The 21,723-nt window shown below is 59.3% G+C and carries 20 protein-coding genes; 5 read left to right on the forward strand and 15 right to left on the reverse strand.

From position 1 onward, the window contains the following. The first annotated feature begins 66 nt into the window (after positions 1–66). On the forward strand, positions 67–768 hold the full coding sequence (locus ACR3FB_RS10490; RefSeq protein ID WP_480563997.1) for an SDR family NAD(P)-dependent oxidoreductase: 702 nt from the start codon (positions 67–69) through the stop codon (positions 766–768). On the opposite strand, the gene ACR3FB_RS10495 is transcribed toward ACR3FB_RS10490, so the two are convergent. The 10 genes from ACR3FB_RS10495 to yajC form a co-directional block, all read right to left on the reverse strand. Further along, entirely contained in the window at positions 765–1,304 is a 540-nt protein-coding gene (locus tag ACR3FB_RS10495) for a DsbE family thiol:disulfide interchange protein (RefSeq protein WP_170466049.1), read from the reverse strand. The genes ACR3FB_RS10490 and ACR3FB_RS10495 overlap by 4 nt on opposite strands. Then, positions 1,297–1,455 (reverse strand): heme exporter protein CcmD, encoded by a 159-nt coding sequence (gene ccmD, locus ACR3FB_RS10500; protein ID WP_170374069.1) that lies wholly within the window; start codon positions 1,453–1,455, stop codon positions 1,297–1,299. Before ccmD ends, ACR3FB_RS10495 begins: the two co-directional genes overlap by 8 nt. Then, positions 1,452–2,225 carry a heme ABC transporter permease gene (locus tag ACR3FB_RS10505; RefSeq protein WP_425083039.1) on the reverse strand — a complete coding sequence of 258 codons (774 nt, stop codon included), beginning with the start codon at positions 2,223–2,225 and terminating at the stop codon, positions 1,452–1,454. Before ACR3FB_RS10505 ends, ccmD begins: the two co-directional genes overlap by 4 nt. 61 nt (positions 2,226–2,286) lie before the next feature. Next, positions 2,287–2,943, reverse strand: a complete 657-nt coding sequence (gene ccmB / locus ACR3FB_RS10510) for a heme exporter protein CcmB (RefSeq protein WP_170676494.1) — start codon at positions 2,941–2,943, stop codon at positions 2,287–2,289. Further along, positions 2,940–3,554, reverse strand: coding sequence for a heme ABC exporter ATP-binding protein CcmA (gene ccmA, locus ACR3FB_RS10515; RefSeq protein WP_170640834.1), 615 nt, complete (start codon positions 3,552–3,554; stop codon positions 2,940–2,942). The genes ccmB and ccmA overlap by 4 nt, the downstream gene beginning before the upstream one ends. A gap of 145 nt (positions 3,555–3,699) precedes the next feature. After that, positions 3,700–4,053, reverse strand: coding sequence for an Mth938-like domain-containing protein (locus ACR3FB_RS10520; RefSeq protein ID WP_170552987.1), 354 nt, complete (start codon positions 4,051–4,053; stop codon positions 3,700–3,702). A 9-nt stretch (positions 4,054–4,062) separates the two neighbouring features. Next, positions 4,063–4,809, reverse strand: a complete 747-nt coding sequence (locus ACR3FB_RS10525; protein WP_480563995.1) for a TSUP family transporter — start codon at positions 4,807–4,809, stop codon at positions 4,063–4,065. After that, positions 4,802–5,770 (reverse strand): protein translocase subunit SecF, encoded by a 969-nt coding sequence (gene secF, locus ACR3FB_RS10530; protein WP_480563993.1) that lies wholly within the window; start codon positions 5,768–5,770, stop codon positions 4,802–4,804. Before secF ends, ACR3FB_RS10525 begins: the two co-directional genes overlap by 8 nt. Positions 5,771–5,772: 2 nt before the next feature. Beyond that, on the reverse strand, positions 5,773–7,434 hold the full coding sequence (gene secD / locus ACR3FB_RS10535) for a protein translocase subunit SecD (protein ID WP_480563991.1): 1,662 nt from the start codon (positions 7,432–7,434) through the stop codon (positions 5,773–5,775). 33 nt (positions 7,435–7,467) lie between these two features. Beyond that, complete coding sequence (gene yajC, locus ACR3FB_RS10540; protein ID WP_155151194.1) at positions 7,468–7,755, reverse strand: preprotein translocase subunit YajC; 288 nt, start codon at positions 7,753–7,755, stop codon at positions 7,468–7,470. Positions 7,756–8,100: 345 nt separating this feature from the next. On the opposite strand from yajC, the gene ACR3FB_RS10545 reads away from it, so the two are divergent. Next, complete coding sequence (locus ACR3FB_RS10545) at positions 8,101–9,615, forward strand: mechanosensitive ion channel family protein (protein ID WP_480563989.1); 1,515 nt, start codon at positions 8,101–8,103, stop codon at positions 9,613–9,615. 88 nt (positions 9,616–9,703) lie between these two features. After that, complete coding sequence (gene serS / locus ACR3FB_RS10550; RefSeq protein ID WP_480563987.1) at positions 9,704–10,996, forward strand: serine--tRNA ligase; 1,293 nt, start codon at positions 9,704–9,706, stop codon at positions 10,994–10,996. A gap of 60 nt (positions 10,997–11,056) precedes the next feature. Here serS and ACR3FB_RS10555 read toward each other — a convergent pair whose 3' ends face one another. The 5 genes from ACR3FB_RS10555 to ACR3FB_RS10575 all read right to left on the reverse strand — a co-directional run bounded on the left by ACR3FB_RS10555 (position 11,057) and on the right by ACR3FB_RS10575 (position 16,456). After that, a complete protein-coding gene (locus ACR3FB_RS10555) occupies positions 11,057–11,683 on the reverse strand; it encodes a helix-hairpin-helix domain-containing protein (protein WP_480563985.1) in 627 nt (208 codons plus the stop codon). Positions 11,684–11,755: 72 nt separating this feature from the next. After that, positions 11,756–12,745: a fatty acid desaturase gene (locus ACR3FB_RS10560; RefSeq protein ID WP_170676504.1), complete on the reverse strand. Its 990-nt coding sequence runs from the start codon at positions 12,743–12,745 to the stop codon at positions 11,756–11,758. A gap of 162 nt (positions 12,746–12,907) precedes the next feature. Continuing rightward, positions 12,908–14,371 carry a ribosome biogenesis GTPase Der gene (der, locus tag ACR3FB_RS10565; protein ID WP_170676506.1) on the reverse strand — a complete coding sequence of 488 codons (1,464 nt, stop codon included), beginning with the start codon at positions 14,369–14,371 and terminating at the stop codon, positions 12,908–12,910. A gap of 48 nt (positions 14,372–14,419) precedes the next feature. Further along, a complete protein-coding gene (locus ACR3FB_RS10570; RefSeq protein WP_480563983.1) occupies positions 14,420–15,742 on the reverse strand; it encodes a PQQ-like beta-propeller repeat protein in 1,323 nt (440 codons plus the stop codon). A 42-nt stretch (positions 15,743–15,784) separates the two neighbouring features. Then, a complete protein-coding gene (locus tag ACR3FB_RS10575; RefSeq protein WP_170552958.1) occupies positions 15,785–16,456 on the reverse strand; it encodes a hypothetical protein in 672 nt (223 codons plus the stop codon). 225 nt (positions 16,457–16,681) lie between these two features. Between ACR3FB_RS10575 and ACR3FB_RS10580 the strand changes: the two genes are divergently transcribed. Together ACR3FB_RS10580 and ACR3FB_RS10585 are read left to right on the forward strand one after the other, a co-directional pair. Beyond that, a complete protein-coding gene (locus ACR3FB_RS10580; RefSeq protein WP_480563981.1) occupies positions 16,682–17,914 on the forward strand; it encodes an efflux RND transporter periplasmic adaptor subunit in 1,233 nt (410 codons plus the stop codon). After that, positions 17,911–21,702: an efflux RND transporter permease subunit gene (locus ACR3FB_RS10585; protein WP_480563979.1), complete on the forward strand. Its 3,792-nt coding sequence runs from the start codon at positions 17,911–17,913 to the stop codon at positions 21,700–21,702. Before ACR3FB_RS10580 ends, ACR3FB_RS10585 begins: the two co-directional genes overlap by 4 nt. Positions 21,703–21,723: the final 21 nt, after the last annotated feature.

Consider the following 21,723-nt stretch of genomic DNA (forward strand, 5'->3'; position numbering starts at 1 on the left):
GTATTTTTGAACAGAAGAAGTTGATTGTGTCCTAAGTGGACGATCAGCGGTGCGCGGGAGGTTGGTTTGGAGAAAGTGGTTTTGGTAACCGGCGGCGCGCGGGGGATTGGGCGCGCGATTGTTGAGGATCTGCGGCGCGATCATCGTGTTGCTTTCACATGGCTGTCAAGCGAGCCAGATCCTGCGTTGGAAGGGGAAGGTTTGCAGCCGATACGGTCCGATCTGACGCAGGACGGACAGCCTGAAGCAGTGATACGCGACGTTGTCGAACGTTTCGGGCGGCTGGACGTGATCGTGAACAATGCGGGTTTGGTCAGGTCTACTCCGAAAGAGGTTTTTGAACTGGAAGATCATCGCGCAATTTTGGATTTGAACCTGCTGGTCCCTTCTGCTTTGCTGGCGGCTGCCATGCCCCATTTGAAACCGGGGGCGGCGATTGTCAGTATTTCCTCGATGAACGCCGTTTTGCCACCGAAAGGCGCGGTGATTTACGGGGCAAGCAAGGCAGCCCTGAACCTTTGGACACGCGGGATGGCAAAGGAACTTGGGCCTCAGGGTATTCGGGTCAATGCTGTGGCACCGGGGGCGATTAACATCCCTGAAGACCCGCGCCCCGAAGACTTGACCGCCTTGTTCGTCGAGAACACAGCCGTAGGGCGGATTGGGCGGCCCGAAGATATCGCGAAGGCCGTACGGTTCTTGGCGTCAGACGACGCCGCATTCATCACGGGTGAGACCTTGGCTGTGACCGGTGGCTACAGGCTCTAACCGCCAGCCGCTTTTTCAAGCGCCGGGCGGATCGTGCTTTCGATCACACGTTGGGTGATCGGACCGGCGAAACGCAGGATCACGGTGCCTTCCCCGTCGATCACATAGGTTTCGGGAACGCCGTAAAGCCCCCAATCCAAAGCCATGCGGCCCTGCTCGTCGCGACCGATGCCGGTATAGGGATCGCCCAATTCAGTCAGAAAGCTTTGCGCATTGTCCAACTTGTCTTTGTAGTTGACGCCGTAGACCGGGATGCCTTCGTTCGACAGCGCCTCAAGGTTTGGATGCTCTGCCCGACAGGGGGCACACCAGCTGGCCCAGTAGTTGACCAGCTTGACCTGCCCGTCCCGCAGGGTCGCGTCGTCGAAAGGCGTTTTGCCCGGAAACTCAGTCAGGACGACCGGAGGGGCGGGTTGCCCTTCGCGGGCGGATGGCAGGGCGTTGGGGTCGTCTCGGAACATGCCGATACCGGCCAGAACGGCAAAAGCACCGAAGATCAGCGGCGGCGCGATCATCAAAGGCGAAATCTTAGCCATTGCGCGACATCCTTTGTTCGATTTTCTCCATTTCGGCCCGCACTTTGCGTCCCCGGATCACGCTGAAGACGACCAGCGCAACGAGCAGAAGGATCGAAGCAGCGTAGGACGACAAGACAGCGTCTGCGTATTTTCCAAGATCAGGCATCATGCGCCCACCCTTTCACGAGCCAGCAGCGCTTTGACCCGACGCGCGCGGATTTCGGTGCCGGTGCGATACAGAACCAATGCTATGAACAGCAGAACGAAGCCAATGATGCAGGTCAGCAATGGATAGAAGAACACGTTGCTGACTTTCTCTTCGGTGTCCGTTCCCGTGACCGCTCCCGCCCGCATGACCGAGGCACCCTGGTGCAGCCCCTGATTCCAGAAATTCACCGCATAACGGCTGAGTATCGCGAAGACCGACCCCACAAGACACAGGACCGAGGTCAAGTCGGCGGCGGTGTCCGGGTCCTCGATCGCCTCCCACAAGGCGACGTAACCGAGATAAAATAGGAACAAGATCAGGAACGAAGTCAGGCGTGGATCCCAGGCCCACCAGGTGCCCCACATCGGTTGGCCCCAAATCGCTCCGGTCGCCAGTGCGATCAGGGTCATCACGATGCCCACAGGTGCGGCGGCGCGCGCGGCCAGAGCGCTGACGTGATGGCGGCGGACCAGCCAGACCAGCGAGGTCACCAGCATCATCAGCCAGCAATTGATCGCCATCAGGGCCGATGGGACGTGCAGGTAGATGATCTTGACTGTCGATCCCTGTCGGAAGTCATCCGGCGTGAAGAAGAAGCCCCAGATCAGCCCGACCACGATGCAAACCGCCGAGGTGATCCAGAAAAAGGGCAAGATACGCTCGCTGGTGGCAAGAAACTTGCGCGGGTTGGCATATTCCCAGAGGGCGTTGGCTTTGGCTGCGATAGACATGGCCGTTATTTAGTCTGACTCGGGTTCATTCTCAATTGACCTTGCTCAAAGTTGTGGCGCTTCACCGCAGATTGATGCGCAGGACCGCTGCGCTGGCGAATGGAAGCAGAGCTATCGTGGCCATCGTGATCCCCGCCAGCATCAAAAGTGGCGTTTGGGTCTCCATCCCGACGGCACCCCGGCGGGCGACTTCTGCGCCGAAGATCAAGGTTGGGACGTAGAGCGGTAGAACCAGCAATGACAACAGCAGGCCACCGCGCTTCAGCCCGACGGTCAGAGCGGCGCCGAAGGTGCCGATGACGCTCATGGCGGGGGTGCCGAGCAGGAGCGAGATCACCAGCCAGAAGAAGCCCGGCGTGGGAAGGTTCAGCAAGACGCCCAGAAACGGTGCCGCCAGAACCAGAGGCAAACCGGTCGTGATCCAATGCGCCAGCGCTTTGATCGAGACGACGGCCTCTAGCGGGAGAGGCGCGGTAGCCAGAAGGTCCAGCGATCCGTCCTCCCAATCCAGGGCCAGAAGACGGTCGAGAGATAACAGGCAGGCCAGCAACGCGCCCAGCCACAGAATTCCCGGCGCGATGGTCGAGAGCAGCGACGATTGTGGACCGACAGCAAAAGGCACCAGAACCGTTACGATCAGGAAGAAGGCCAGGCCGAGACCAAAGCCTCCGCCTGCGCGAAAGGCCAGCTTCAGGTCGCGCAACAATAGGGCGATCACAGGAAGCCTCCGTCGAAGTCATCGATGGGTTGCGGTTTGGCTTTGTAGGGGCCGACGTCCAGAACCTCTCCGTCGAGGCCGAGGTCGATATGGGTTGCAATCAGGGCCGAGCCGCCCTGCCCCAGATGCCCGCGCACAGCGTCAGCGAACATCTGAACGGCGTTTTTGTCGAGTGAGACGGTTGGTTCGTCCAGCATCCAGATCGGCCGCCCCGTAACCAGCATCCGTGCAAGGCCCAGCCTGCGCTTTTGCCCGGCCGACAAGTTGCCCGCATGGCGGTCGGACAGGTCATTCAGCGCAAAGGCGTCTAGTGCTGGCTGGATGTCATGGGTCCCAAAGACGGACGCCCAGAAGGCAAGATTTTCGACAACCGTCAGGGTTGGCTTCAAACCATCGGAATGCGAGGCGTAGGCGATCTGGTCCTCGGCACCTTCGATCTTTCCCGCCAAAGCAGGCTGTAGCCCTGCCAGAGTGCGGAGCAGCGTTGTTTTTCCTATTCCGTTCGGCCCGCGCAAAATGAGCGCCTGACCGGGGGTGAGTTTGAAGCTCACCCCCTCGAGCACGGGCACGCCACCACGGGTGATGGTCAGATCGAAAACGGTTAGAGTCATGAGACTCGCTTATCCGATTGGGGACGCAGGCAAAAGGTTGGATTTGACGCAGGGAGCTAGGGCAGTGCGCTTGGATGGGTTCGGATGCGAGGGGCCAGCCCCTCGCGCTCCCCGAGATATTTTGGGCCAGATGAAGGGGATCCCGTCAGACGGGGATCAGAGCGAGCGCAATGCGGCGACCTTCGGATAGCAGGACGTTGTAGGTACGGCAGGCGGCGGGGGAGTTCATGATCTCGACTCCGATCCCCGCAGATTCGAGAGTTTGGCGCAGCTCGGGTGGGATGTGGGCAAGCTCTGCTCCGGTTCCTATGAACAGGACATCGACGACCTCGGACAGTTCGCGCAGTGGCTCGTCGTCTGAGTATCCGCCCCACGCCTGCGTTCCCGTCGGGCCGATCAGCGCGGCGCCTTGATGAACGCGCCCTCCGATCCGGAAAAAGCCGGGGCCGTACCCGTCAACGGGTTCGGCGTTGGTGTAGTTGATCTCATTCAATCGCATGCGTTGTGTTTACCCCCAAAGCGGCAGGCCGGACAAGGCCGCCAGGGCAATCACCATATAGGCGGCCGCGCGGTAGAGGCGTTCTCGGTCTGGTCGGAAAAGCCACCCGCCAAGCCAATTGCCCAGCAGGTTAGGTAGCGCCAGAAGAAGCCCCAGCCCAGCAGCGGCGAGGGTGACCTGCGCCATACCGGTCAGGTAACCGAGAAGCAGGAAGTCGAAGCCGAACAGAAACAGCAGGATCGTCGCGCGAATGACATCCACCGGCAGTGGGCGCGACATGTAGAACAGGATGACGGCCGGACCAGGGAGCCCGGCTACGCCACCAAGGAACCCGGCGGCTCCGCCGATACCTGTGACCATCATGCGGCTGACATGACCGTGATAGCGCAGACCGAGGATCAGAATGGCCAACATCGCAAGGGCCAGACCGCTGACCGCATAGCGGAAAACCTCGGGCGCGACCTGCGTCAACACCCAAAGCCCCAGCGGAAGGACCAGTGCGCAGCCGAGCAGGAGGCGTGTCAGATCGCCCTTGTTCACGGCACTCCATGCCCGGCGCAGATTCGGCAGGGGGCCAAAGATGTCCATGATTGTCAGGCCGATCAGCGCTCCAAACGGGCCGAGATAAGGGGTCGCGATAGGCAGGAAAACCAAAGCGGTGCCAAACCCCGAAAAGCCGCGAACGACGCCCCCAAGAAAGGCTGCCAATAAGACAACGGCCAGACCCTGTGGGGACTGGCCGAAGAGCTCAGGCATCTACGTTGGCAAACTGGTTGCCCGCGTTGTTTGATGGCTTGGACCAGTCACGCTTGACGCCAAGCCACAATAGGATGGTCGAGGCCACGAAGACCGACGAATAGGTCCCCACGATCACACCCCAGATCATCGCGAAGACAAAGCCCCGGATCACATCGCCGCCCAGCACGTAGAGCGAGATCAGCGCCAGCAGGGTTGTGACCGAGGTCATCACCGTCCGGCTGAGGGTTTCGTTGATCGAGATATTGAGGACCTCTTTTAGGTCTTTCTTCTTATACTTCCGCAGGTTCTCACGCACGCGGTCGAACACAACCACCGTGTCGTTCAGCGAGTAACCCACGATGGTCAGAAGCGCCGCGATGATAGCCAGATCGAAGCGGATTTGAAGTTCCGAGAAAATGCCGATGGTCAGGATCACGTCATGCACAAGCGCCGCGACCGCGCCAAGAGCGAACTGCCATTCAAACCGCAGCCAGATGTAGACGAGCACCGCTCCGATGGCCAAAACGATGGCGATCACGGCTGTCTGGATTAGCTCACCCGAGACTTTCGGGCCAACCGATTCCACCGATACAAATTGGATATCGGGGATCACGGCCTGCAACGCGCCCTCAACAGCTGTGATGGTCGAGGCTTCGACAGCTTCCGCATCTGCCTGCGCCTGAATGCGGATCATCGCGACGTTGTCTTCTGGTCCGAAGGTCGGGTCGAAAATCTCGGTGATCGAGACATCGCCCAGTTCCAGCGGTGCAATCGCGTCACGGTAGACACCCACGTCAATCGGCTGGGTGCTTTCGGTGCGGATCGTCGTGCCGCCCCGGAAGTCGATGCCGAAGTTGAGGCCCTGCAACATGAATGAGGCGAAGGCCACAACCATCATCAGGGCCGAGATGCCCAGCCAGACCTTCCAGCGGCTGAAGAAATCGAACGAGGTGCTTTGGGGTACGAGTTTCAGTCTCATGATCAAACCTCGATCGTTTTCGGACGGCGGCGCTCGAACCACATGACGACCATCAGGCGCGTCACGAAGATCGCGGTGAAGACCGAGGTCAGGATGCCCAGGCCCAGAGTGATGGCAAATCCGCGCACGGGGCCGCTGCCCATGGCAAACAGGATCACCGCCGTGATGAAGGTGGTCACGTTGGCATCCGCGATGGCCGACAGGGCCTTTTCATAGCCCAACTCAATCGCACGCGCAGGGCCTTTGGCAGATTTCAGTTCCTCTCGGATACGTTCGAAAATCAGCACGTTGGCGTCGACGGCCATACCGACCGTCAGAACGATACCCGCAATGCCCGGCAGGGTCAGCGTCGCGCCGATCAGCGACAGCAGGCCGAACAAGAGGCCCACGTTGATGATCAAGGCAATGTTGGCGAAGACGCCAAACAAACCGTAGCTGAGCGCCATGAAAACCAGTACCGCGGCAAAGGCTACCATAGTGGCGACTTTACCTGCGTCGATGCTGTCCTGACCCAATTCGGGGCCGATTGTGCGTTCTTCGAGGAACTCCAACTCGGCAGGCAAGGCCCCTGCCCGTAGCAGGATAGCAAGGTTAGTACTTTCCTCGACCGTGAAGTTGCCTGTGATGATGCCTGAGCCGCCGGGAATGTGGCTTTGGATCACAGGGGCCGAGATTACCTCATCATCTAGCACGATCGCGAAAGGCGCGCCGATATTTTCCAGCGTATAGTCGCCGAATTTTCGCGCGCCCGACGTGTTGAACCGGAAGCTGACCGCGGGACGGCCGTTCTGATCGAACGAGGGCTGCGCATCCACCAGCTCTTCCCCAGTCACGACCGGAGAGGATTCAAGCGTGTAGTACACTCCGCTTTCGTCAATCGACGGCACCACTTCTTCACCGATACCGGCAGTGGCATCCGGGTCCGTGCCACGACCAACAACGGGGTTGAAGGTCAGCTGCGCCGTGGTGCCGATGATCTCTTTCAGCTCGCCTGCACTTCCGATTCCGGGAACCTGAATGAGGATGCGGTCCGCACCTTGGCGCTGAATGGTGGGTTCACGCGTACCGACCTCATCGATCCGGCGGCGCACGATCTCAAGCGATTGGCGCACAGTGCGATCATCTGAGGCCAGCTTCTCCGCCTCGGAAAGCTGCACGACGATTGTATCGCCATCGGCAAAGGCCTCGATATCAGTCGCACCGACACCAGTCAGCGTCTGAACCTGACGGGCTAGACCGCGAACGGTTTCGAGCGCGCGCGACATCCCCTCGGGCTGGCTGATGCGGACGCGAATCTGATCGGGGTCCGAGTCCTGACGGCGGATCGTGCCAACGGTGGAACGCTCATCCCGCAGGGCGTCGCGGATTTCGGGCCACATCGCCTCCATGCGGGATTCGTAGACATCCTCGACCTTGACCTCGGCCAGCAGATGCGCACCGCCCCGCAGATCGAGGCCCAGATTGACCAAGGAGGACGGCAGCCAGTTCGGCCACTGCGCCGCCTCGGCCTGATTTTCGGGCGTATCCGCGCCAAGCTCAATCGCGGCTTTGGCGTCATTAGATTGTTCGACCCGCGTGTAGAACGCATTCGGCAGAGCCAAGAGCAGGCCGGTCACACAGACCAGCCAGATCAGAACCCGCTTCCAGGTATCAATTTGCAGCATAACCCTGCCTTTTCAAGGAATTGTAAGGCGAAGTTACTTCGCAGGTTCGGTCTTGTTCAGAACCTGAGCGATGGTCGATTTGACCACACGAACCTTAACGCCCTCGGCGATCTCGACCTCGATCTCGTTGTCGCCTTCCTTGACCTTCGACACCTTGCCGATCAGACCACCCTGTGTGACGACCTGATCGCCACGGCGCACAGCTTCGACCATGGCCTGGTGTTCTTTCATCTTCTTTTGCTGCGGACGGATCAGCAGGAAATACATGATCGCGAAGATCAGGATCAGCGGGAGAAACTGGGCGATTGCGCCACCTTCCATGGGATATTCCTTTTTCTTTGACCTGCGGCACCGTTCCGCAAATTTGGCGGGAACCTATGCGCTGATATGCGTGTTTGCAAGCAATGGCGGCAGCGTGACCCACCTGAACGCACACCTGCCGCCACAAGAACCGTCAAAACGTTGCAGATATGTCCTAGGAACACTGTTCAAACCGGGTATAGTTCCCAACAAGGGGGACACATGGCACGGCAATTCAAACCCTTCCATTCGCTACGTTATTTGCTGACTGCAATGGCAGCAGCCCTTTGGCTAAGCCAACCTGTCGAGGCGCAAGAGTCACCGACCGATACGCCTGTGCCAGAAGCTGCAGAATCAGAATCTTTTATGGCCCCAGTCATAATCGACGGGGACGTTCTGTTTCAGGTTCGAGGCTCAAGCGCACTACCCGCCCCCGAGCGTGCCGAAGAAGTTCAAGACAAGATCATAGAAATCGCCGAAGCGTCGGACGCGTCCGAGGTCACGATCAGCTTTGAGGAAACCGAGTTCGGCACCTGGGTTCTGGTTGATGGTGAACGGGTTTCGATCGTCACCGAAGCCGATGCAGAATTGGACCAGATGGAACTCAGCGTTGTCAGCGTTCTGCACGGCAATGCGATCAAACAGGCTATTGAGGCCTACCGTTTGAATCGAACAGAACAGGCGCGGGTTTCAGGTGCTATCGAAGCCGCGGCTTGGACCTTGGGCTTCGTTGTCTTTATCGTGATGATCTTGTGGCTGCACCGCAGGATACGGCGGCGGACACTGAGATTCGTGAAGCGCTACCTGAAGGACGTGGAAACCGCCACGGCCAAGAGCGTTCAAGCCGAGGCCATTGCAGCCTTGGTGCGTTACGGTCTGAATTTCGCTCTGCTGGTGATTTTCTTCCTGGGTTTCTACTACTACCTGTCGTTCGTCTTATTGGCCTTTGCCGAAACCCGGTATTTCGCGCAATTGCTGCTGACCTATCTGACCGAGCCGGTCCTCCTTATCTTCAAAGGCATCCTCAGCTATATCCCAAACATGATCATGCTTGGCCTGATCGCCTGGGTAACTTTGTATATTATCAAGGGCATGCGGGTCTTTTTTGACGCGGTCGAAGCGGGATCGTTCGATATGGGCGATTTTGAGAAGCATTGGGTTAACCCGACCTTCAACATTGCCCGAGTGGTCGTGATACTGATCGCGCTGGTTTTTGCCGTGCCCTACATTCCAGGCTCGGATTCGGCGGCATTTCAGGGCCTGACCATTCTGGTCGGCGCAATGCTGTCGTTGGGCGCGAACTCAGTCGTGTCGAACATGCTGGCCGGGCTGTTTGTAATCTATCGCCGCTCAACCTCGATCGGGGACCGTATTCAGATTGGAGACCACATCGGTGACGTGGTGCAGATCAAACTGATGGAAACACATCTGAAATCCATCAAGAACGAGTTAATCTCGATCCCCAATGCGCAGCTGATGAATTCGGACGTGGTGAATTTTTCGAAGAAAACAGATGGCAGCGGGCTGTTGCTGCACACAACCGTTGGCATCGGCTATGAAGAGCCACCCGAAAAGATCGAGGCAATGCTGATCGAGGCCGCCAATCGCACCAAAGGGATCAAGGCCAAGCCCGAGCCCTTTGTTCTGTGGACCGCGCTGGCCGACTACGCGATCAACTACCAGATCAACGGATACACTACCCGAGGCAGCATTATTCCCAAGATTCGGTCAGATCTGCATCGCAACATTGTGGCCGTATTCAACGAGAATAACGTGCAGATCATGACCCCCTCCTACATCGCTGACCCGCCCGAACCAAAGATTCCGCCCGGGGAATGGGACGGACATCTGGCTCATCACGATGAGGAGCCGGACAGTTAGGCGTAGTTTGGTTAACCAGCGCTACACCCTCCGCGATATATGGTGCATAAGCAGTCGCAGTGATTCACTGCATTCAAGGATCTGAACTATGCACGACATCCGCGCCATTCGCGAAAATCCAGCCGCTTTCGACGCCGCTCTCGCGCGCCGTGGGGACGCGCCGGTGTCGTCAGACCTGCTGCGGCTGGACGAAAGCCGCCGCGCCAAGATTCTGGCCGCAGAAACCGCACAGGCCGAACAGAACAAAGCTTCGAAAGAAGTCGGCGCGGCCAAAGCCCGCGGTGATGAGGCCGAATTTGAGCGTCTGCGCGCGCTAGTAGCTGAAAAGAAGGCCGAAATCGCCCGGATGCAGACCGAGGCCAAGGATCTGGACGCTCTGCTGACAGACCAACTGATCCGTATTGCCAACCTACCCGCCGACGATGTGCCAGAGGGCGCCGACGAGAACGACAATGTCGAGGTGAGCCGTTGGGGTACCCCGCGCGAAATGGACTTTGCCCCAAAAGAGCATTTTGAGATTGAGGCCGTTCAAAACGGTATGGATTTCGAAACCGCAGCGAAACTCTCTGGCTCGCGCTTTGTGCTGCTGTCCGGCGGCGTTGCGCGTATCCACCGTGCACTGGCTCAGTTCATGCTGGACACGCATATCAACGAAAACGGACTGACCGAGGTCAACGGCCCGGTTCTGGTTCTGTCCGAGATGATGCAGGGCACCGGCCAGCTGCCGAAATTCGGCGAGGACAGCTATCAGACCCGCGAAGGCTGGTGGTTGATCCCGACCTCCGAGGTTTCGCTGACCAACATCGTCAACGACACGATGATCGAGGAAAGCTACCTGCCCCGCCGTTATACCGCGCATTCGCTCTGCTTCCGGTCCGAGGCCGGTTCGGCGGGCAAAGACACCCGCGGAATGCTGCGTCAGCACCAGTTCGAAAAGGTCGAGATGGTCTCGATCACCCATCCCGAGACCTCGGATGACGAACAAAAACGCATGGTGGGCTGCGCCGAGGGCATTCTGGAAAAGCTGGGCGTGCCGTATCGCACCGTTATCCTGTGTACCGGCGACATGGGCTTTGGCGCCCGCCGTACCTTTGACATCGAGGCATGGCTTCCCGGTCAGGACACCTATCGCGAGATCAGCTCGGTCTCAACCTGTGGTGATTTTCAGGCCCGTCGCATGAATGCGCGTTTCCGGCCCGAAGGCGGTGGCAAGCCAGAATATGTCCACACACTGAACGGCTCTGGCCTTGCGGTGGGTCGCTGCCTGATCGCTGTACTGGAAAACGGTCAGAACGCAGACGGCACGGTCACCCTGCCCGATGCCCTTGCCCCCTATCTGGGTGGCAAGCTGACGCTGCAACTGGACGGTACGCTGTCATAAGAAAACCGGCATCCGCGTTGCGCGGTGCCGGTTCGAAACACTTGAAAGGGCGCAGAAAGGTTATTTCTTCGCCTTTTTCTTATCCTTCTTCTTGTCAGATTTTTTGTCCGACTTCTTGGCATCCTTTTTGCCAGCATCTTTCTTCTTGTCGGCCTTTTTGGACTTGTCGTCCTTCTTGGATTTCTTCCCCTTCTTGGACTTGGCTTTAACCTTGTCCTTGGCTTTTGAGAACGCGGCCTCCATCTCGGCCCGCTTTTTCGCAGCTTTTTCAGCCTTGGCTTTTGCCTTGGCTTTCTTCTTGGCCTTCGCCTCTGCGGCTTCTGCAGCGGCTTTTTCCTCGGCCGCTTTGCGCGCGGCTTCGGCGGCGCGCTTCTCGGCAGCGGCGGCGACAACTGTCTTGCGCGCAGCGGGGCGTCGGGCCGCCGGTTTACGCGGAGCGGGCTTGCGGGCAGCAGGTTTGCGAGCGGCCGCGCGACGCGGGGCTGGTTTGGCAGCCGCCGGTTTCGCAGCGGTCGCCTCTTTCGCAGCGGCAATCAGGACCGCTGCGCGCGCCACACCGACGCGGGGGACCTTGACGAGATCTTCCGGTTTCGCTTTCGCAACGGCTTCGGCGGTCTTGAGACCGTTATCCGCCAAACCTTTAGCGAGAGTATCGCCAACGCCTTTTATCTCGGTCAATGCGGTCATTCTGGGTCCTTTCTCTATCTCCCTGGTCACCTGTATATACACAGGATATACGTTCTTCAAGCGGAGCTGCGCCTATGACGATCCATGGGCCAAGTCAGCAGTCTGCCCTTTTTTCGGAAAAGGCACCAGTCGCTTGGCGTCTTCGTCCCACAGTTTTAGATTTAACGCGGCCACGGCTTCGGGAAACTTGATCCGACGCGGGGTGTATTCGGGCGGCAGGTTGTAGTGGCACTCACGCAACCGGTAGGACGGAATGCGAGCGTTGAAATGGTGAATATCGTGCAAGGTGATACAGGCCACCGCGTTGTCGAACCACCAACCGAAATCCAGCGCTGACGAGCCCTGAAGCGCCGCGATCTGCGGATCCAGCTCCGGGCGACGATCCCAATATGTGTCCTCGAAATTGTGCTGTAGGTAGACGAGGAATACGCCCAGCATCCCACCCAGCAAGGAAAACACAAGCCAGACCAAAATACCGGTCGTCCCGGCGATCAGATAAAGCAGCCCGAGAAAAACGACGATCGAGAGGTTGTGCAGAACAACGCCCTTTACACCAAACCGCACCGTGTTTTTGGGCCACCGGTAGCGAATGAAATAAGTGAACAAAGCACCGACCGGCACCAGAATGAACGGGTTGCGGTACAGGCGATAGACAAGACGTTTGAGCCAGTCCGCCTCGTTCCATTCCCGCAGGGTCATGGTGTGGATTTCACCAGTCTCCCGATGCTCAAGGTTGCCGATCCCTGCGTGATGCAGATTGTGGTTCTGCTTCATCACCTCAAAAGGGGCAAAGGTGAAAGGCGACAGGCCGTGCCCCGCCCATTCATTCTGCTGCCGGGTTTCGAACAGGGAATGATGCCCGCAGTCGTGTTGCAGCACGTAAAGTCGCACAGCGGAAAAGGCGAAGATGATCCCGGCTGGGACCATGACATACCAGTGGTCCACGTTCACAATCGCCAAGGCCAGCGAGGCAAAATAGACGGCGAAGGTTCCGAAATAGCTCAGGGCTGCAAGCCTGTTGTCCTGAACCGCGTATTGCCGCGTGTAGTCTCTGAGATTCATCAAGCCCTCTCCCACGATGGCCCGGTTAAATGAGAAGCAAAAGGAATTCAGACCCGCCGCAGGACGGACCGCGCACAGGAAACAAATGCACGCTCCTGAATGCTAGCGTGCAGAAAGGGCGCTGTCACGCCCTTGCGCTGAAAATGCTGAAAATTGGCGCAGTTACGCGCGTCCCTTGAGGTGTTTGGCCAAGGCACCGGCGTTTTTCTTGCGCCGCCCTTTGTAAGGGTTCTTGTCACCTTGCCCGCGCAACGTCAGGCGGATCGGCGTGCCGGGCATGTCAAAATCCTCACGCAGGCCGTTGACCAGATAGCGAGTATAGCTGGCCGGCATCTTGTCGGGATGCGAGCACATAACGACAAAGCCCGGCGGCCGCGTTTTTGCCTGGGTCATGTAGCGCAGCTTGATGCGGCGGCCTTGCGGGGCTGGCGGCGGGTGCTGCTCGAGCATGGCGGTCAGCCAGCGGTTCAGCGCGGCGGTGGGTACCCGGCGGTTCCAGATATCATGCGCACGCAAGATGGCGGCGCGCAAACGTTCCAGCCCCCGGCCCGTTTTGGCTGACACGGTGATCAGAGGTGCGCCCCGCAGTTGCGGCAGCAGTCGGTCGAAGGACTCTTTGAGTTCACGCAGTTTCTCCTGCTTGTTTTCCTCAACGTCCCATTTATTGACGGCGACCACGACCGCACGGCCTTCGCGTTCGGCCAGATCGGCAATGCGAAGGTCTTGCTGCTCGAACGGAATGGCCGCATCCAGCAGGACGACAACCACTTCGGCGAATTTCACCGCACGCAGTCCATCAGAGACCGAGAGCTTTTCGAGCTTCTCTTGAACCTTGGCCTTTTTGCGCATGCCCGCAGTGTCGAAAATCCGCATCGGAGTGCTTTCGCCATCCGGATCGGCCCAATCGACCCGAAGACTGATCGCGTCACGGGTGATCCCAGCCTCGGGGCCGGTCAGAAGGCGATCCTCGCCCATGATCTTGTTGATGAGTGTGGATTTACCTGCGTTCGGTCGGCCGACAACGGCAACCTGCAACGGCTTCGCTATGGTGATCAGAGGGGATTCGCCCTCTCCATCCTCATCCAGCTCAATCTCGACCACGGGAGCGTCGTCTTCGGCCTCTTCCTCAGCCGCATCCGCCAGAGGCATCAGCTGGGCGTAAAGGTCGGTCATCCCCTCGCCATGCTCGCCGGAAAGGCGCACTGGTTCGCCAAGGCCAAGGTTATAGGCTTCAAGAACACCGGCATCAGCAGCCGACCCTTCGGCCTTGTTGGCAGCCAAAATCACGTGTTTGGAGCGTTTGCGCAGAATCTCGGCAAACATCTCGTCGGTCGGAGTCAGGCCGGTGCGCGCGTCAATCATAAACAAGCAGACATCTGCCATATCGACCGCGCGCTCGGTCAGGCGGCGCATGCGGCCCTGAAGGCTATCATCAGTTGCGTCTTCAAGACCCGCCGTGTCGATCACGGTGAACCGCAGATCACCCAGCCGCCCTTCACCCTCGCGCAGGTCGCGCGTCACGCCGGGCTGGTCGTCGACCAAGGCCAGACGTTTGCCCACAAGGCGGTTGAACAGAGTGGATTTGCCCACATTCGGGCGCCCCACGATGGCGAGGGTCAGTGACATGTTCTCAACTTTCAAGACTCAAGATGCGCCCTTTAGCGTATCTTTTGGTCAACGGAAAGCGTGTAGATCACCTTTGGTCGACACGACATACAGTGTTTGTCCGGCAACGACAGGCGCGGTGGTCGCGCCTCCGGGAACTTCGACCTGATGCACAAGCGCCCCGTTCACCGGGTTGAAGAACCGCAGGAACCCGTCATTCGAGGCGATCACAATGCGCCCTCCGGCCATGATCGGGCCATAATGGGCCACGATCGGACCGCGACGGTTTGGTTTGTCCTTTACAAAGCCCGGTAGGTCCTGCGCCCAGATCACCGAACCATCGGCGCTGTTCAAGCGGACCAGCTGGCTGCGATCGCTGATCAGGAAGATGCTGTTGCCTGCGGGCCAGACGGTATCAACCGCGCCTTCATCTGCAGTCCAGCGACGCTCACCTGTTCCCGCGTCAAACGCAACGGTACGGCCAGAGTGGTTACCGATGAAGATGGTGTCGCCCACTACCATTGGGCTACCTGTCACGTCGACGATCCGCGCAGTCGCGCGTCCACGGCGGCCCCCAGCCACCGAGGCATTCCAACGGCTGATCCCGCCCCGCTTGAATGTTGCGGCGATATCACCCGAACCAAAGGCAAAGACAGCTAGGTCCGAGGTCACAACCGGCGCAGGTGCGCCCAGAACGTTGCCAACGCTAGGGGTGCCTTCGATCTGCCATTGAATGCGGCCATCCTTGGTGTCAACGGTCCAACCGGTTTCATCTCCGGCGACAAGATACAGCAGTCCGTTACTCACCAAAGGCGCGCCGCTGCCGGTTGCGTTTAGGCGTTTCTGCCAACGGATCGCGCCTGTCTTGGCATCCAGCGCTGTTAGACGGCCAAAACCGGAGGAGACATAGAGAATGCCACCCGAATAGGCCATACCACCGCCCGTGGCATCCGCGTCTCCGTCGGTTGCTGGAATCAGATTGGTGCTCCAGGCGACCTGTCCCTGCGGTGTCACCGCTGAAACCGTCGCCCCCGCGTCAAGCGTGTAGACCAGCCCCCCCGCGACAACCGGGTCAGCCGTAATTCGTTGTTTGCGGGAATCGCCATCCCCAATCGAGGCCGACCAAATACGTTGAGGTGTCGTACGCAACGAAGCATTGGACGTCCGGAAGGCTGGCGTGCCAGGGCTTTGGGGCCAGCTTGCATTTGCACTCTGCGATGGCAGGCTAATCGGTTGCGAGCCGCTTTTGGCGACCGTTTCAAGGTCTGAGGCGGGTCGGATATCCTCGCGCACGCCCGGCAAAATCTGTTCGGGTTCTTCACAAGCGGCCAGAGCGGTCAGGGCCAGTGCCGCAATCGGCAGTCCCACGCGAGAGAAAAGTCTTGTTACCATTTTAATCCGAACTCGCCTGTCATTAACCTGTGTTCCGCCCGATTAGCCCTGCTGAGCGACCAATGGCTCGGGCTCAGCGCCCAGTGCAACAATCAATTGCGCGGCGCGCTGCTGCAGATCCACGCTGACCTCTGCATCCTGACGCAGCGCCTGCAATCGCTCCAACGCGGCGTCTACTTCGCCCTCGGCGATGTCGATCAGGGCCAGTTGCTCTTGGGCCAGAAGGCGCAACGGGGCGCCCGGTGCGGCCAAAGCCTCGAACTGTTGCCGACGGTCTGCAGCGGGCATCGTGTCGGATTGAAGCAGCAGCGCCTTGAAGCTGGCAATAGCACGGTAAATCTCGGGCAAATCGCCCTGAACGGCCACAGCATTTAGACTATCGACCGCGTCCTGCCGGGAATCAGCATCGAGCTGTGAGGCGGACAAAAGCATGTTGCGCACAGCCTCACCACCCGGCGTCAACACGTCCACCTGCTCCAGGCCAGCGACACGCGCGGCCGTATCGTTTTCCGCCAGCGCGGCAAGAATGTCATCGCCCAGCTTCTGAGCCTGTGAGGTATCCCGCGCCTTGCGGTATTCGTTGAATGCAGCCCCACCGACGATCAGCACGACGGCAACAACACCGACCCAGCCCCAGCGCCGCAAAAGCAGATACAGCCGGTCGCGGCGCACCTCTTCTGTGACCTCATCAATAAAACTGTCGGTATCGCTCATACCTGCCCCCGGGCTGTGTATCCTGTCTTGGTGGGCCATGTCATACCCCGGCACCACGGCCAAGCCAAGGGCCGGATTTTGCACAATTCCGCTGACTGCATGCGCCCTTGCCAAAAAAAATAAACCGAACTAATCAGTTTAGCGTAGAAAATACACAAGCCGACGCCCATCTTTCACTATACTACCCCGGTCTAAGCCGGCGAATTTTTTAAGGAGACCAGCTTTATGCGTCTGATTTCATTCATCAATGCCGCCTTGGTGATTGTCGCGCTGTATTTCCTTGTTTTTGAGCGTGACGCGCTGTTCGCCTTTGCAGGCCGAGGTGACGTAGAGGAAAGCGCCTCATCAGAGACCGAAGAGGCGGTGGTTTCGATAGCCAATGAAAATGCTGTGCGCGTGGTCGCCCTGCGCTCGGTCGCGCGCGAGATTGACAGCGCCGTCCTGCTGCGCGGCCAAACAAAAGCCAACCGTCAGGTCGAAGTGCTGGCCGAGACGACCTCGACCGTGATCTCAGAACCTATGCGCCGCGGTGCTTTTGTTGAGGCGGGCGATCTGCTGTGTGAGCTTGATCCCGGCACCCGCCCTGCCAGCCTGGCCGAAGCGAAGGCAGGCAAGCTTGAGGCCGAAAGCCGCATCCCCGAGGCCGAGGCGCGTCTGGAAGAAGCACATGCCCTTGTGGCCGAGGCTGATATCAACCTGAAAGCGGCCCGCAAACTATCAGAGACGGGCTTTGGCTCGGAAACCCGCCGCGTCTCCTCCGAGGCCGCGATGAGCAGCGCCGAAGCAGGCATCAAATCGGCCGAGGCAGGCCTGGAAGCCACCCGCGCCGGTATTGAATCCGCCGCTGCCGAGGTTGAAGCCGCCCAACGTGAAATGGATCGGCTGACGATTGAGGCCCCGTTTCAGGGCCTGCTGGAAAGCGACACCGCTGAGTTGGGTAGCCTGATGCAGCCGGGAACGCTCTGCGCCACCATCATCCAGCTGGACCCGATCAAGCTGGTGGGTTTCGTGCCCGAGACCGAAGTTAACCGTGTTCAGGTCGGGGCGCTGGCCTCGGCGCAGCTGGTCACCGGTCGTCAGGTCGAAGGCCGCGTGACCTTCCTTAGCCGCTCGGCAGATGAAACCACTCGTACCTTTGAGGTCGAGATCACCGTGCCGAATGAAGACCTGACTATTCGCGATGGCCAGACAACGACAATCCGTATCTCGGCCGAAGGGGCCAAGGCGCATCTGCTGCCGCAATCGGCCCTGACCCTCAGCAACGAAGGACAGTTGGGCGTGCGCACCGTCGGCGCAGGCGATGTGGTCGATTTCATTCCGGTCCGTGTGTTGCGCGACACGGCCGAGGGCGTCTGGATCGACGGGCTGCCTGAAACCACTGACATCATCGTCGTGGGGCAGGAGTTCGTCGTCAAAGGTGTCACCGTGAACCCAACCTATCAGGAGGTCACGCAATGACGGGAATCGTCAGCTGGGCCGCCGACAGGGCCCGTATGGTTCTGGCTTTCATCCTGATCTCGCTGGTCATTGGTGGGTTTGCCTATGTCAATCTACCGAAAGAGGGCGAGCCGGATATCGAGGTCCCTGCCCTTTTCGTATCGGTCGTTTTCCCCGGAATCTCGGCTGAGGATTCCGAGAACCTGCTGGTCAAACCGATGGAGACCGAGCTGGCAGATTTGGATGGTCTGAAAGAGATGACCGCCACTGCCGCCGAAGGCTATGCAGGCCTGTTCCTTGAGTTCGAATTCGGCTGGGACAAGACCGCGATCACCGCAGACGTCCGCGACGCGATGAACAGCGCGCAGGCCGAGTTCCCGGACGGGGCCGAGCAATACTCGCTGAGCGAGCTGAACTTCTCCGAATTCCCCATCGTCATCGTCAACCTGACCGGAGCGGTGCCAGAGCGCACGATGGCACGCATCGCCAAGGATTTGCAGGACGACATCGAAGCGCTGGATTCCGTGCTTGAAGCCGGGATCGCAGGCAACCGGGATGAGCTGCTTGAGGTCATTATCGACCCTCTGCGTCTTGAGGCCTACAACGTCACCGCCAATGAGCTGATCACGGTTGTGCAAAACAACAACCAGTTGATCGCAGCGGGCGAAGTGGACAGCGCGCAAGGGGCCTTTTCGGTTAAAATCCCCTCGTCTTTCAAAACCGCGCAGGACGTCTACGGCCTGCCCATCAAGGTCAACGGCGACCGCGTCGTGACTCTGGGTGAACTGGCCGAAATCAACTACACGTTTGAGGACCGCGAGGGCACGGCCCGGTTCGACAATGTGCCAACCGTCGCTTTGCAGGTGGTGAAGCGCAAGGGCTTCAACCTGATCGACACGGTCGAGCAGGTCAAAGCGACAATCGCCGAAGCGCAAACCAAATGGCCCGAAGAATTGCAGGCTGCGGTGGACGTAGGCACCTCGAACGACCAAAGCCGGATCGTTGGATCCATGGTTAGCCAATTGGAAGGCTCGGTCCTGACGGCGATTGCGCTGGTGATGATCGTGGTTCTGGCCTCGCTGGGATCGCGGGCAGCGCTGTTGGTAGGCTTTGCGATTCCGACCTCATTCCTGCTGTGCTTTGCCTTTCTTGCGGTCATGGGGGTCAGCATATCGAACATCGTGATGTTTGGTCTGATCCTAGCCGTTGGTATGCTGGTGGATGGCGCGATCGTTGTGGTCGAATATGCGGACAAGCGTATCAAAGAGGGCGTCGGCCCGATGCATGCCTATGTCGAAGCGGCGCAGCGCATGTTCTGGCCTATCGTCTCATCCACGGCGACAACACTCTGCGCCTTCCTACCGATGCTGTTCTGGCCCGGTATTCCGGGTGAGTTCATGGGCATGCTGCCGGTCACGCTGATCTTTGTTCTCTCCGCGTCGCTGATCGTGGCGCTGATCTACCTGCCGGTTATGGGCGGTGTTTCGGGTCGGCTGAGCCGCGTCTTCGACCGCGCCTCGGATTGGTTGCGCGGTCGCACGCCGTGGTGGTTGCGCGCCGTAATGGTCCCCCCGTCCTTCTATCTGGTCTTCCTCGGCGCGATGCAGGTGCTGAACCCCTCTTATCTGGTCGAGGGTGGTGGTTCGCTCCTCGGGGCCATACTGATGATTCTCGGAGCTTTCGCCGGATCGGTCACGCTAGGCGCCGCCCGGATCGAGCGCAAACCCGACACCAAGGTTCACACGGCGAAGGAACACACGCCCTTCGGCTATGTCATCAAATTCCTCGTGGGCAATCCGGTGATGCCGATTGTCTCGATCGCTGCCGTTATCATGGCTGTGATGACGGTAATCTCGGTGTTCGGCGAAAACAACCGAGGCGTTGAGTTCTTCGTCGAAAGCGAGCCGGAACAGGCCACGGCTTACGTCCGCGCGCGGGGCAACCTTTCGTTGATGGAAAAAGACGCCATGGTGCTGGCCGCCGAACAGGTGATTGCCGCGCACCCGGCCGTGATCAACGTCTTCTCGTTTGCGGGCGAAGGTGGGCTGACGCAGAATAATGGCGGCGCGCAAGACCCGGCAGACACGGTTGGACGCGTCCAGTTCGAAATCATCCCATGGGAAGACCGCCCCAACGTCTCGGAGCCCATTCTGGGCGGGCTATTCGACCGACATTTCATCGCCCCCGAATATGATGGCGACTATGTTCTGGAAGAGCTGAACACCCAATTGGCCGAGCTGCCCGGTTTCGAGGTTGAGATTCTGGCGCTGGAGCAAGGCCCCGCCTCAGCCAAGCCCGTGCATCTGCGGATCAAGGGCGACGGGTGGGAGCCTCTGACCGCCGCCACTGTCGCCGCCCGAGAGGTTTTCGACACGACCCCCGGCCTGATCAAGATAGAAGACACCCTGCCCTTGCCCGGCATCGACTGGCAGATCGACGTTGACGTCGCCAAAGCCGGCCGATTTGGCGCCGATGTGGCCACTGTCGGGGCCATGGTGCAGTTGGTCACACGCGGTATCCTTTTGGGCGAAATGCGCCCTGACACTACGGATGAAGAGATCGAGATCCGCGTCCGCCTACCCGAAGAGGACCGTGTCCTGTCAACGCTGGACACGCTGAAGGTGCGCACGGCGGACGGCCTTGTGCCTCTTTCCAACTTCGTCACCCGCCAGCCGGTTGCCAAACTGGCCGAAATCAACCGTGTTGATCAGGAACGCTATTATGACGTCAAAGCCGATGTCGAAGCTGGCCTCAGCAAAGCAGTGGTCGCTGGACCAGACGATGGTGAAAAACGTTTGGCCGTTCTGCGCGCGGTTGCGGATGGGGCTGAACCCTCCTCAACCGCGATCACTGCGCCCAATGGCAAGCAATACGATCTGGTGCAATTGACCGGGGCTGAGACAACCGAGGAGCTGCGCACCGCCGTTGAAAATGGTGAAGCCAGCATCGCGCCGATCAATCCCAACGAACGTATCGCCGTCCTGACTGAATGGCTGAACACCAACCCGTTCGACCCTTCGATCACATGGGAATGGACCGGTGATCAGGAAGAACAGGCCGAAAGCCAGGCCTTCCTGTCCAGCGCGTTTCTGGCGGCCCTCGGGCTGATGTTCGTGATCCTGCTGGCGCAGTTCAACAGCTTCTACAACTCTGTTCTGGTTTTGCTGGCGGTTGTACTGTCCACAACCGGCGTTCTGATCGGGATGCTGGTGATGGAGCAACCCTTCTCGATCATCATGACCGGTACAGGGATCGTCGCTCTGGCTGGGATTGTTGTGAACAACAACATCGTTCTGATCGACACCTATCAGGAATACAGCCGCTACATGCCGCGGATCGACGCGATTGTGCGTACGGCTGAGGCTCGGATTCGCCCCGTTCTGCTGACAACGCTGACCACAATGGCCGGTCTGACGCCAATGATGTTTGGCCTGTCGCTGGACTTCATCAATGGCGGCTACACGATCGACAGCCCCACAGCACTGTGGTGGAAACAGCTGGCCACCGCTGTGGTCTTTGGCCTCGGAATCGCCACCGTGCTGACCCTGATCGTGACGCCATCGATGCTGGCCCTGCGGGTCTGGGTGACAACCTATGCCATCTGGCTGGGCAAACTCCTTGCTAGAGTCACAGCGGGTCGGTCCAGCCAGATCGCGCAGGACATGGCGATCGGACAAAGCGCTCGGGCCGCGCAAGCGACTGAGATCGTCTGGGACGAGCAGCCTGCGCGTCGGCCCGAACAGGCCACTGGGACAGACGAGGATCACCCGACAATCCCGCCTGGGTCACCGCTAAAAGCAGCCGAATAACCAAAAAAAATGGCGAGCCAA

The organism is Ruegeria sp. AO1, assembly GCF_056535985.1.